Origin of the sequence: Chromobacterium amazonense, assembly GCF_001855565.1 — a bacterium.
In the GTDB taxonomy this organism is placed as follows: Bacteria; Pseudomonadota; Gammaproteobacteria; order Burkholderiales; family Chromobacteriaceae; genus Chromobacterium; species Chromobacterium amazonense.
The window spans coordinates 84,580-97,828 of record NZ_MKCR01000031.1; the positions used below are offsets into that span (position 1 = coordinate 84,580).

Here is a 13,249-nt window from a genome sequence, read left to right on the forward strand (position 1 = left end):
TTTTTTTGCAAGCTCCTACTATGAATCGGCAAACCAACAAGCCTTCTTCGCTGCCGCTACGCGCTGCATGGCCAAAATCTTCAATCGAGGTTTGAAAATGGAAAACCGCTCAACCCTCCACACAGAATCAGGCGTGCGCCTGCGCCGCGTTTCCAATCGCCCAGGCCGGCACAACTGGCTGTTGCTGCCAGGCGGCCCTGGATTAGGCTCTGAGAGCTTGGCTTCGCTGGCCTCTTGCCTGGACGTTGACGGCGCAGTCTGGTTGGTAGACCTTCCCGGAGACGGCAACAACACCGGCCAGCCGGAAGATTATCGACGCTGGCCAGGCGTCATCAGAGAAGCAGCATGCGCGCTCCCCCATTGCGTATTTGTCGGCCATTCCACTGGTGGGATGTATTTGCTGTCGACGCCAGAGCTTGAGCCCCTGCTGCAAGGCCTGGTGCTGATCAGCTCCGCGCCCGATGCTCGCTGGCAATCGCGCTTCGCACGCACCAGCGAGCAGTATCCGCTTCCCGAGCTTGGCCAGGCTTTCGAGGCCTACTCGCAAAATCCTAGCGCCAAAACGCTTAAGCGGCTGACACTGGCCGCCGCGCCCTGGAACTTCTCTCCGGCGTCGCTCGCCAGCGGGCGCGCCATGCTGGAAACCTTGTCATACAATGTGGCAGCCATGGAGTGGTCCGGCCAACATTTCGATGCGGAATACCAAGCCCGCTGGTGGCCGTCCCAGCTGCCGGTGCTGATTCTTTCCGGAAGCGAGGACCGGATCGTCGATCAGTCGCTATGGCAAGACAGCGCCTACCAAGGCGCCAATGTGCGCCACGCGATGATCGAGGGCGCGGAACACTTCCCGTGGTTTGAAGCGCCGGACCAAGTCGCGGCGGAGTTTGCCCAGTTCGCGGAGCGATTGACCTAATCCCTCCGCCCCCCAAAAAAGAAACCCCGCCTTGCATGCAAGCGCGGGGCAATCATTTGGCGCTCCTGATTCAAGGACGCTTATGCCAGCATTTCCAGCAGCTGTTTGGCCACGCCGCCAGCGGCGTGATGGCCTATCACCGGCGCATCCGGCAGGCGGCGTTTCAGTTCCGGATGCGCGTTGGCCATCACATGCGGCAAGCCTGCCAATTGCAGCATCTCGGCATCGTTGAGGTTGTCGCCGAACGCGGCGCAGCCGGCGGCGTCCACGCCCAGATGCGCCAACAAGCGCGCCAGGGCGCTGCCCTTGTGCACCCCGGGAGCCATCACTTCCAGATAGCATACCTGCGAATAGGTCATGGACACCGCATCGCCCAGTTCGCGGGCGATGTCGGCTTCGATTTCGGCCAACAATTCCGGCTCGCCGCAATAGATCACTTTGGATACATCGTCTGCAGCAAAGCTGGCCAGATCGGCAATCTCCGCTACTTGGCCGGTGTAATGGCTGTACTCGCGGCGGCTGTGATAGGCCATGATGCAGTCGTCGCGATACACGCCCAGCTCGGCTTCGCGCACCAGCGCGGGCTGCAACAGCCGGTCCAGCAGCGCCTGCGACAGATTGGCCTGAAACAGCAGGCTGCCATCGGCCAGATGGATGCGGGCGCCGTTGGCGCTGATCACCGGCACCGGCGGCAGGTCTTGCGGCCACAAACGTCGGACCTGAAGCGCATGACGCCCGGTGGCGATAGCCAGCGGAATGCCGCGCGCCGCCACCTGCCGCAATACCGCATGGGTTTCCGGGGCCACGCGAGAATCGGCGTCCAACAATGTTCCATCCAGATCGCTAACGATGAATTGCATGCTAAGCCTCCTTGCTTGTTGCTGCCCATTCTGCACGAACATGCATAATCGTGCAAAATTTAATGCGCATTCAGGCATTAAAATTTGCCTGTTTTGACCAAACATGCAGGATCATGCAACACTGCGCATAAAATCCGCACGGAAAACCCATCATGTCCAAAGAACGCGCCGCCAGCACCAGCCTCCCCGCAGATCGCCACCTTTATATCCGCCAGCAACTGCAGCTGCATGGCCGGGTGCTGGCCGGCGAGCTGGCGGAAAAGCTTGGCGTATCGGAGGACTCCATCCGCCGCGATCTGCGCGAATTGGCAGCCTCCGGCGTTTGCCAGCGCGTCTACGGCGGCGCCATCGCCTTGACGCCGAACCAGGCCAGCTTCCGCGCCCGCAAACAGGAGCATCAGGCGCGCAAGGCCAGGCTGGCCGCCACCGCGGTCCAGCAGCTGCAACCGGGGCAATTTGTCTTCCTGGACGGCGGCACCACCAATCTGGAAATCGCCCGCGCGCTGCCTGAGCACCTGCCCTTGACGGTGGCGACCAATTCCATCCCCATCGCCGCCGAATTATTCGGCAAAAAACAACTGGAGCTGCTGCTGATCGGCGGCAGCGTCAATCACCAAAGCGGCGACGCGCTGGGCACCATCGCTACGCTCATGCTGCAGGGCATGCGGCCGGACATTTGCTTCCTGGGCACCTGCTCCGTCGACTCTGAGCTGGGCATCGGCACGCTGCAGGCGGACGAAGCCGCCTTCAAACGCCAGCTGGTGGAGCAATGCGGCCAGATCATTCTGGCGGTGACCAATGAAAAGCTCGATACCGCCTCGCCTTTTCAGGTCGCCCCGCTGGGCGACATCGGCCTGTTGATCATCGAACCGGATGCCGATCCATCGCGCCTGGCGCACCTGAAGGCCAGCGGCGTGCCCTTGCGCACTGCACGCTGAGCGCAGTTTAAATCCAGCGGCATATTGCAGTTGATCAAACATTTGTTTTAAAGTCCCCCTCCAGGCGCCAAACGATAAATCCTTGAAAATCAGAGCGCTTCCATCTGGAACATCCTTGGAGGGGAAACCAATGTCGATACAAGCCATCACCGAATGGTTCATGCCCGAGCGCGTCCGCCAGTCGCCGGAGCAGGCGATACGCGCCCGCACCGTGGTCGGCGTCGGCCTGCTCGCCGGCCTGATGGCTCCGCTGTTCGCCGTCGAATACCTGATGCTGGGCCATTATCAGATGGCCGAAGGCATCGCGCTGGGCGGCCTGGGCCTGCTGCTTGGCCCGCTGCTGCTGCGGATCAGCGGCGCCGTGCGCTTCACCGCGGAATTCATCACCAGCTGCATGTACGCCATGGTGTGCTGGATGGTGTATGTCAACGGCGGCATCCTGTCCACCAGCTTGATGTGGTTCGCCGCCATCCCCTTTACCGCCGTATTCATCGGCACCCGCCGCTCCGGCATGTTCTGGCTGGCGATGTCGCTGCTCGCCGTCGGCATCATCATGTGGCTGTCGGGCATCGACGCCATCCCCAAGAGCCCGCTGCCGCATGAGGAGCTGCCCAAGCTGCAGGCCAAGTCTCTGGCCGGCTTGTCGCTGGTGGTATTGGTGCTGGCGCTGGCCTTCGACAAGGCCAAGAGCAAGAGTTTCGAGAAACTGGAAAGCGCCCGCCAGGACGCCGAGCGCGCCAGCCAGACGCTGGCGCTGATGATGGAGCAGATCAGCCACTCCATCCGCGACGCCTCCGGCGCCAGCCGCCAGATCGCCGCCAGTACCGGCAGCATGGCCAAAACCATGGCCGATCAGCGCGGCCGCTCCGAAGACATGGTGGTGATCGCGCAGCAAATGGCCGTGGTGACCAGCCAGAACGCCGAGCAATCGACCATCGCCACCCAGCTGGCGCAAACCGCCGGCGACGCGGCGCTGCAGGGCGGTTCGGCGATGGACCAGGCGGTTTCGCAACTGGGCCGCGCCGGCGAAGTGATCAGCCACGCGGCCGGCAAGCTGGAAGAACTGGGCCAGCGCAGCGCCGAAGTCAGCGGCATCGTGCAGTTGATCCGCGACATCGCGGACCAAACCAATCTGTTGGCGCTGAACGCGGCCATCGAGGCCGCCCGCGCCGGCGAAATGGGCCGCGGCTTCGCCGTGGTGGCCGACGAAGTGCGCAAGCTGGCCGAGCGCACCCAGAACGCCACCCAGGACATCGAGAGCAAGATCCAGCTGATTGTCGACGCCACCAACCAGGCCATCGTGGCGATGCGCGACGGCAACCAGCAGATGCGCGCGGGCAGCGACCACGCGCAGAATGCGCATCAAAAACTGTCCGGCATCATTCGCGAAACCGCCGAGCTGGCCAATCTGCTGGGCCAGGTTTCGCAGGCCGAAGCCAATCAGAACCAGGGCTTCGCCCAGTTTGCCGGCGACATCGTCGCCGTCGGCGAAGCCACCCGCAGCCTGTCCGGCGAAACCGAAAACATCGCCGAGGCCATCCGCCGGCTGGATGAGCAAATGGAAAAGCTGCACCAGGCGGTGAGCCAGCCGGCACGCGAGCCGGCACCGACCCGACGCGAACCGAGCTGGGCCTGAGCAGAGCGGGAGCTGGGTTCAGGCCCAGCTCCAAGGCTCGCAACACCGCGCGCACCCGATCGCGCACCCCCAGCAGGACAGAAAGATCGAAAATGCCGGGGCCGATGCCCTGGCACCGCTCCATCCGCCCGGCTCCCGCAGTGATTGTTATGTTATAACTTAATTAAAATTAATGTTATGATATAACATTTTACAAAGCCATCTCCTCCTCCCCGCCATGAACGCCGTCTCCGCCGCCGAAACCATCCGCCTGTCTGACAACCTGGCCAGTCTTGCCGCCATCTTCGACGCCGAGATCGAGCTGTGCCTGTACCGCCGCCCGCCCGACGCCGACATCGTCGGCTACCTCCGCCGCGCGGAGCAAGCCGGCCTGCTGGGCCTGGGTTGGCGGCGAATCGTGACGCCGGGAGAAACCGTCGACTTGCCGCTGGCCGACCTGCCCGGCCGCGACGCGCTGCAAGCCGATATCGACTGGCTGTGCGAGCTGCACGCCACGCTGATCGGCTGCCCGCAAGTGGGCGTCCGGCTGGAGGTGCTGAGCCGCCCAATGTGCCCTCGCTTCCATGTAGACCGCGTCGGCCTGCGCCTGCTGTGCTGCTACCAGGGGCCGGGCACCGAATGGCTGCCGTCCTCCGCGGCAAACCGCTCCCGGCTGGGCGCAGCCGCGCAGGGCCAGCCTGACGAGGCATCCGGGCTGATCCTCGACGCCTCCGCCATAGTCCGCGCGCCGCCGTTCGCCGTGCTGCTGCTCAAAGGCGCCGAGTGGCCGGGATCCAGCGGCGGCGCCATCCACCGCTCGCCCGCGCCGCTCCCCGGAGAGGCCCGCGTGCTGCTGGCGCTGGACGCGGTGTGGTGACCCCCTCTTTCCCTCATTTCAAGGAATACGCATGAACAAGCTGCCGGTAACGGTGCTGTCCGGCTTTCTCGGCGCCGGCAAGACCACGTTGCTGAACCACATCCTGGCCAACCGCGAAGGCAAGCGGGTGGCGGTGATCGTCAACGACATGTCCGAAGTCAATATCGACGCTCGCCTGGTGCGCGAAGGCGGCGCGCAGCTGTCGCGCGCCGAGGAAAAGCTGGTGGAGATGAGCAATGGCTGCATCTGCTGCACGCTGCGCGAGGACTTGCTGCTGGAAATCCGCCGCCTGGCGGCGGAAGGCCGCTTCGATTACCTGCTGATCGAATCCAGCGGCATCTCCGAGCCTCTGCCGGTGGCGGAGACCTTCACTTTCCGCGACGAAGATGGCCGCAGCCTGGACGATCTGGCGCGGCTTGACACCATGGTGACGGTGGTGGATGCCTGTCATTTCCTGCGCGACTACGCCTCGCGCGACAGCCTGCATGACCGCCAGGCCAGCCTGGGCGAGGAAGACGAGCGCACGGTGGTGGATCTGCTGATCGAACAGGTGGAGTTCTGCGACGTCATCGTGCTGAACAAGACCGATCTGATCAGCGCCGAAGCGCTGGCTGAGCTGGAGAACATTCTGCGCTCGCTGAACCCGCGCGCCGACATCGCGCGCAGCGAATTCGGCCGCGTGCCGCTGGACAGGGTGCTGGATACCGGCCGCTTCGACTTCGACGCCGCCGCCGAAGCGCCGGGCTGGCTGGCCGAACTGCGCGGCGAGCATGTGCCGGAAACCGAGGCCTACGGCATAAGCAGCTTCGTCTACCGCGCGCGCCGGCCCTTCCATCCGCAACGGCTGTGGCAATGGATGCAGGAAGAGTGGCCGGGCGTGGTGCGCTCCAAAGGCTATTTCTGGCTGGCCAGCCGGCCGCAGTTCGCCGCCTTGTGGTCGCAAGCCGGCGCAGTAGCCCGCCATTCCTGCGCCGGGCTGTGGTGGGCGGCGCTGGACCGAGCGGAATGGCCCCAGGACGAAGACAGCCTGGCGCTGATCCGCTCGCGCTGGGCCGAGCCGTTCGGCGACCGCCAGCAAGAGCTGGTGCTGATCGGCATGGACATGGACAGCCAAGCGCTGACGGCCGGCTTCGACGCCTGTCTGCTGAACGATGCCGAATTGGCCGGCGGCATGGAGGCCTGGCAAGCGCTGGACGACCCGTTCCCGCGCTGGGCCATCAGCGAGGAAGACGCCGAGGCCTGACGCCAAGCGCGGGCGGCTCGCCGCCGCCCGCTCTGCTATAATCGGCGCTTTCCGCAATTCTCCGTTCTTTAGCCGATGACTCCTGCCGCCCGCCTCGCCGACCTGAAATCCGCCCTGTCCTGCTGCCTGATCCGCGACCGCCACCTGCTGCGCCGCAAGCTCGCCGACGCCGGCGACCGGCTGAAGAAGAACCAGCCGGCCGACAAGCTGCTCACGGACATCGCCAGCCAGATCGACCGCTCACGCGAGCGCGCCGAGGCCCGCCGCCGCCATCTGCCCAAACCGAGCTTCGACGACGCGCTGCCGGTCAACCAGAAACTGGATGACATCAAGACGGCGATAGACAAAAACCAGGTGGTGATCATCTGCGGCGAAACCGGCTCCGGCAAAACCACGCAGATTCCCAAGATCTGCCTGGAGCTGGGCCGCGGCGTGTTCGGCTTGATCGGCCACACCCAGCCGCGCCGGCTGGCCGCGCGCTCGGTGGCGACGCGCATCGCGCAGGAACTGGGTTCGCAACTGGGCGAGCATGTCGGCTTCAAGGTGCGCTTCACCGACAAATTGTCGGAAAAATCGGTGATCAAGCTGATGACGGACGGCATCATGCTGGCGGAGACGCAGACCGACCGTTATCTGGAAGCGTACGACACCATCATCATCGACGAGGCACACGAGCGCAGCCTGAACATCGACTTCCTGCTGGGCTACCTGAAGCAACTGCTGCCGCGCCGGCCGGACCTGAAAGTCATCATCACCTCCGCCACCATCGACGCCGACCGCTTCGCCCGCCACTTTGACGGCGCGCCGGTCATCGAAGTCTCCGGCCGCACCTTCCCGGTGGAAGTGCGCTACCGGCCGCTGAAGCAGCACGACGAAGACGAGCGCGAAATGGAAATGGAAGACGCCATCGTCGACGCGGCGGACGAGCTGTCGCGTCAGGGGCCCGGCGACATGCTGGTGTTCCTGCCCGGCGAACGCGAAATCCGCGAAACAGCGGAGAAGCTGCGCAAGTCCGGCATCCGCGGCTACGAGATCCTGCCGCTGTTCGCCCGGCTGTCCAACGAGGACCAGCAGAAAATCTTCAAACCGTCCGGCGGCCGCCGCATCGTGCTGGCCACCAACGTGGCGGAAACCTCGCTGACGGTGCCGGGCATCAAGTACGTGATCGACACCGGCCTGGCCCGCATCAACCGCTACAGCCCGCGCGCCAAGGTGGAGCAGCTGCAAGTGGAAAAGATTTCGCAGGCGGCCGCCCGCCAGCGCGCCGGCCGTTGCGGCCGCGTGGAGTCCGGCATCTGCGTGCGCCTGTACGCCGAGGACGATTTCAACGCCCGCCCGGCCTTCACCGATCCGGAAATCGTCCGCTCCAACCTGGCGGCGGTGATCCTGCGCATGGCAGCGCTGCGCCTGGGCAAAGTGGATGCCTTCCCCTTCCTGGAAGCGCCGTCCAGCCGCCTGATCGCCGACGGCTACCAGGTACTGACCGAGCTGGGCGCGGTGGACGACAAGGGTGAGTTGACCGCCGTCGGCAAGGAGCTGGCGCGCATCCCGGTGGACCCGAAAGTGGGCCGACTCATGCTGGCCGGCCGCGACTACCACTGCGCGCGCGAGGTGCTAATCATCGCCGCTGCCCTGAGCATCCAGGACCCGCGCGAGCGGCCGTTCGAAGCGCGCGACGCCGCCGAAAAGGCGCAGGCGCGCTTCAACGACGAGAAATCGGACTTCCTGTCCTTCCTGCACCTGTGGGACTTCTTCGCCGACGCGCTGAAACACAAGAAATCCAACCGCCAGCTGGTCAACGCCTGCCACGACCATTTCCTGTCCTACCTGCGCATGCGCGAGTGGCGCGAGTTGCACGCGCAGCTGGCCGAGATCGCCAGCGAGCTGGGCCTGATCACTCGCGACGAAGCCCATGCCGACGCCGAACAACCCGACGCGCAGATGACGCAGAAAAAGCGCCAGCAAGTGGATGCCGTCGCCTACGAAAACCTGCACAAGGCGCTGGTGACCGGCCTGATCGGCAATATCGGCATGAAGAACCAGGAGGGCGACGACTACCAGGGCGCGCGCGGCGTCGCCTTCCACGTTTTCCCCGGCTCCGGCCTGAAGAAGGCCAAGCCCAAATGGCTGGTGGCGGCCGAGCTGGTGGAAACCACTCGCCTTTACGCCCGCTGCGTGGCCAAGATCGAGCCGGAATGGGTGGAAAAGCTGGCGCCGCACTTGGTGAAATACCACTACTTCGAGCCGCACTGGGAAAAGAGCCGCGGCGAAGTCGTCGCCAGCGAACGCGTGACGCTGTACGGCCTGACGTTGATCCCGCGCCGCGCGGTCAGCTACGGCCGCATCGCGCCGGAGGAGGCGCGCGAGCTGTTCATCCGCGGCGCGCTGGTCAATATGGAATACGTCAGCAACGCGCCCTTCTTCCAGCGCAACCAGCAGCTGATCCGCGAGGTGGAGCAGCTGGAGCACAAGGCGCGCCGCCAGGACGTGCTGGTGGACGAAGAGGCGCTGTACGCCTTTTACAGCGAGCGCATCCCTGCCCGCGTCGTCGATGCCGCCAGCTTCGAAGCCTGGCGCAAGGAGGCGGAAAAATCCGACCCCAAGCTGCTGCACCTGACCCGCGAAGAACTGATGCGCCACGCCGCCCAGCACGTGACGGAAAACCAGTTCCCGGAATGGCTGGAGCTGGAGGACGGCAAGCTGAAGCTGCGCTACCGCTTCGAGCCTAAACATCCTTTGGACGGCGTCACCCTGGACGTGCCGCTGGCCATCCTCAACCGCCTGCAGCCGGCACTGTTTGAATGGCTGGTGCCGGGCATGATCCGCGACAAGCTGCAGCAGCTGATCAAGGGCCTGCCCAAGCAGATCCGCCGCTGCTGCGTGCCGGTGCCGGACTTCGTCACCCGCTTCCTGCTGAGCAATCCGGACCAGCAGCAGCCCATCGCGCCGCAGCTGGCGCGCTTCATCCTGCGCGAGACCGGCGGCGTCAAGGTGGACATCGACGAATTCAATACGCAGGAATTGCCGGAACACATGCTGTTCAACTTCCGCGTCATCGACGACGGCAAGCAGGAAATCGGCATGGGCCGCGACCTGATCGCGCTGCAAAAGCAGTTCGGCCAGGCGGCGCAGCTGACCTTCCGCGACACCAGCGCCGAATTCGAGCGCGACGATGTCAAGACCTGGGACTTCGGCGAGCTGCCGGAGAGCATCCAGTTCGCCCGCGGCCGCCAGCAGCTCACCGGCTACCCGGCGCTGACGCTGGAGGAAGACCGCGTCGCCATCCGCCTGTTCGATACCCAGGCCGTGGCGGAAAAGCATCACCGCCAGGGTGTCATTCGCTTGCTGCAGCTGCAACTGAAGGAACAGATGAAGCAACTGGGCAAGGGTTTGCCCGGCATGACGCAAATCGGCCTGCAATTGCGCGCCGTGGCCAATATCGACGAGCTGTTGGCCGACGCCATCGCCTGCATCTGCGACCGCGCCTTCATCGGCGAGGACGCGCTGCCGCGCAGCGAAAAAGCCTTCAATGATCAAAAGACCCGCGCCCGCACGCGGCTGCCGGCCGTGATCCAGGCGGTATCGCAGTATCTGCAGCAGATCGCGGCCGAGTACACGCCGCTCGCCAACAAGCTGCAAAAACACAAACTGGGATACGAGCTGAAAGGCCAGCTGGAGCGGCTGGTTTACAAGGGCTTCCTCAGCGATACGCCGTGGAGCCAGCTGCCCCATCTTCCGCGCTACATGAAGGCGATGAGCCTGCGCATGGACAAGCAGCCGGCCAATCCGCAACGCGATGGCCAGCGCGCGGCGGAAATCCGCGATCTGTGGCAAAAATGGGAACAAAGGGTGGCGGAGCAACGCGAACAGGGCGAGCCGGCGCCGGAGGTGATGGCGTTCCGCTGGATGCTGGAAGAGCTGCGCGTCAGCCTGTTCGCCCAGGAACTGAAAACGCCTTACCCGGTCTCGGTTAAACGCTTATTGAAGATTTGGAGCGACTTGCCGCGCTGATCGTGAAAATTGCCAGCTTGTCATGCCCTTGGATTATCATTTGCAAAACCTTGGGTATTGCAAGCGGTAATTCTTCATGACTGTGGATTCCACAAAAAAACCGGCCAAAATCTACTCCGCGATGGTGGAAGTCGGCAAGGCGCTGCCTGTCGACGTGTATTCGGATACCGGCTTTCTGCTGCTCAAGCGGGGACACTATGTGCTGTCCCCGGACTTGAAGCAGAAGCTGGTACAAATGGGCTACGCCGAGGCCAAGGCCGATGTCCGCGCGCTGGACAAGCCCAATCTCAACGACTTCAGCAAACTGTCGCTGTTCGAAGACATCGCCTTCCTGCAAGTGCGGGTCCGCAACGTGCTGCACCGCGCCCTGACCATACCGAATCTGGAAGCGCGCATCATGGAATTGACCCAGACGCTGATCCGGATGGCGGAAAACCATCACGACGCGCTGGTCGCCTCCATCTTTCTGGTGCCGTTCAGCGAATACAGCGTGGCGCACTCGCTGCACACCGCCGCGCTGCTGGCCATCCTGACCCGCCGTGTCGAGCTGCCGCCGCGCCATCGCGAAATCCTGATCTGCGCCGCGCTGACGATGAATATCTCGCAAGTAGAGCTGCAGAACGAGCTGTACGACCAGCGCGCCAGCCTCAACGAACGCCAGCGCCAGGCCATACGCGACCATCCGCTGATGAGTTCGGCCATCCTGCGCGAGGCCGGCATCGATGACCAGCTGTGGCACACCCTGGTGCAAACGCACCACGAATCCTGGGAAGGCACCGGCTATCCGCAAGGACTGAGCAAGGAGCAGATCCTGCCGCCGGCCCATCTGCTGCACCTGGCCGACATCACCTGCGCCAAACTGCTGCCGCGCCGCTATCGTTCCGCCCTGCTGCCCGCCACCGCCCTGGGGCAGATATTTCAGCGCAAAGACCGCGAATTCGACCTGGCCTTCATCACGCTGCTGATCCGCGAAATCGGCATCTACCCGCCCGGCAGCTTCGTCCGCCTGGCCAGCGATGAAATCTGCGTGGTGACCGCCTCCGGCGCCCAGGCGCGGGAGCCGATGGCGGCCGCCATCCGCCGCGGCGACGGCCCGACTTACGGCGAGCCGCTGCTGCGCGACACCAGCAAGCCGGGGCTGCGCATCGTCGCCCCCTGCCATGCCGACGAAGCCAGAGTGCGCGTATCGTTCCTTGCCCGGCTGTGGAAAGCCTGAAAAACAACACTGCTTAATATTTAATAACAATTTATTTTGGATGAAACATTAGGAAACTACCCTAACTGCGCATTTTTTCATAAAAAAGGTGGATTCAATGCGCATCTTCTCCCTCAGCGCCAGCATCCTGCTGGCCTTCGGCCTCGCAGCCTGCAATAGCGACGGCAGCGCCAGCCGCGCGGTTCCGCAAGACAATGCCGAGACCAAGCCCCCGGCCAGCGCCAGCGCCAAGAACGTCATCTTCTTCCTCGGCGACGGCATGGGCATCACCACCACCACCGCCGCACGCATCTACGCCGCAGGCGAGGATGGCCAGCTGACCATGGACACGCTGCCGGAGTCCGGCTTCGTCAAAACCTTCTCGCAGGATGCCCAGGTCACCGACAGCGCGCCGTCCATGGCCGCGTACATGACCGGCGTGAAGATGAACAACGAGGTCATCTCCATGTCGTCCGACACCCGCGCCATCGAGCCGACCAAGGACGCCACCGGCAACTGCGGCGCCGGCAACGGCAAGCCGGCGTCCACGCTCTTGGAGCTGGCCAAGTCCAAAGGCTGGGCCACCGGCGTAGTCACCACCACCCGCGTCACCCACGCCACCCCGGCCGCCACCTATGCCCATGTCTGCCACCGCGACGCCGAAGCCGATATCGCGGCGCAACTGGTGCCGGGCGGCGCGCAGTACAACAGCGCGCTGCTGGACGGCGTGGACGTGGTGTTCGGCGGCGGGCGCCAGTTCTTCCAGCCCAAGAGCGCCGGCGGCAAGCGCGCCGACGGCCGCGACCTGGTGGCGGAACTGAAAGCCAAGGGCTATGGCTACGCGGCGGACAAGGCCAGCTTCGACGCCATCGACCCGGCCAAAACCCGCCGCGCCGTCGGCCTGTTCACCAGCAGCCACATGAGCTACGACCTGGACCGCGACGCCGGAAAGGAACCGAGCTTGGCTGACATGACCACCAAGGCCATCGCCATGCTGGCGGGCCGCAGCGACAAGCAAGGCATGTTCCTGATGGTGGAAGGCGGCCGCATCGACCACGCGCTGCATGAAACCCTCGCCAAGAAGGCGCTGCAGGACACCGTCGCCTTCGACCAGGCGATCAAGGCCGCCATCGATGCCATGCAGCAACGCGATCCCGGCCTGAAAAACACGCTGATCGTCGTCACCGCCGACCACGACCATACGCTGGTGCTGAACGGCTACGCCAAGCGCACCGGCAAGACCGCTCCCGGCAATCCCGGCGTGCTTGGCCTGGCCAAGGATTACGCCAGCGGCAAGAACCTGACCGACGCCGACGGCATGCCCTACACCATCATCGGTTTCGGCAATGGCGAAAACCGCGTGAACGACAAGCGCAGCGCCGCCGCCGCGCTGACCGACGATGTGGTGTCTGGCAGCAACTACCACCAGGAAGCGGCCATTCCGATGCCTGCAGGCGGCGAAACCCACGGCGGCACCGATGTTTATATCGGTGCCATCGGCCAGGGCGCGGACAGCATCCGCGGCTTCCTGGAAAACATAGAAGTATTCGGCATTGTCAAGAAAGCCGCCGGCCTCTAAGCCCATTGGAGAACAAGA

At 64.2% G+C, this 13,249-nt stretch carries 9 protein-coding genes; 8 read left to right on the forward strand and 1 reads right to left on the reverse strand.

The window, feature by feature from the left end; genetic code table 11:
• Positions 1–67 precede the first annotated feature (67 nt).
• On the forward strand, positions 68–913 hold the full coding sequence (locus tag BI343_RS14185) for an alpha/beta fold hydrolase (protein ID WP_211269435.1): 846 nt from the start codon (positions 68–70) through the stop codon (positions 911–913).
• 80 nt (positions 914–993) lie between these two features.
• Here BI343_RS14185 and BI343_RS14190 read toward each other — a convergent pair whose 3' ends face one another.
• Entirely contained in the window at positions 994–1,773 is a 780-nt protein-coding gene (locus BI343_RS14190; RefSeq protein ID WP_071110168.1) for a Cof-type HAD-IIB family hydrolase, read from the reverse strand.
• A 152-nt stretch (positions 1,774–1,925) separates the two neighbouring features.
• Here BI343_RS14190 and BI343_RS14195 point away from each other — a divergent pair, with 152 nt between their 5' ends.
• The 7 genes from BI343_RS14195 (at position 1,926) to BI343_RS14225 (ending at position 13,231) form a co-directional block, all read left to right on the forward strand.
• Positions 1,926–2,711, forward strand: a complete 786-nt coding sequence (locus BI343_RS14195; RefSeq protein WP_071110169.1) for a DeoR/GlpR family DNA-binding transcription regulator — start codon at positions 1,926–1,928, stop codon at positions 2,709–2,711.
• Positions 2,712–2,841: 130 nt separating this feature from the next.
• Positions 2,842–4,347, forward strand: coding sequence for a methyl-accepting chemotaxis protein (locus BI343_RS20610; RefSeq protein ID WP_071110170.1), 1,506 nt, complete (start codon positions 2,842–2,844; stop codon positions 4,345–4,347).
• 217 nt (positions 4,348–4,564) lie between these two features.
• Positions 4,565–5,203: a DUF1826 domain-containing protein gene (locus BI343_RS14205; protein WP_071110171.1), complete on the forward strand. Its 639-nt coding sequence runs from the start codon at positions 4,565–4,567 to the stop codon at positions 5,201–5,203.
• A gap of 31 nt (positions 5,204–5,234) precedes the next feature.
• Positions 5,235–6,446, forward strand: a complete 1,212-nt coding sequence (gene zigA / locus BI343_RS14210; protein WP_071110172.1) for a zinc metallochaperone GTPase ZigA — start codon at positions 5,235–5,237, stop codon at positions 6,444–6,446.
• A gap of 75 nt (positions 6,447–6,521) precedes the next feature.
• Positions 6,522–10,457, forward strand: a complete 3,936-nt coding sequence (hrpA, locus tag BI343_RS14215) for an ATP-dependent RNA helicase HrpA (RefSeq protein ID WP_071110173.1) — start codon at positions 6,522–6,524, stop codon at positions 10,455–10,457.
• Between the two features lie 76 nt (positions 10,458–10,533).
• A complete protein-coding gene (locus BI343_RS14220; protein WP_071110174.1) occupies positions 10,534–11,673 on the forward strand; it encodes an HD-GYP domain-containing protein in 1,140 nt (379 codons plus the stop codon).
• 97 nt (positions 11,674–11,770) lie between these two features.
• Positions 11,771–13,231, forward strand: coding sequence for an alkaline phosphatase (locus tag BI343_RS14225; RefSeq protein WP_071110175.1), 1,461 nt, complete (start codon positions 11,771–11,773; stop codon positions 13,229–13,231).
• The last annotated feature ends 18 nt before the right edge of the window (positions 13,232–13,249 follow it).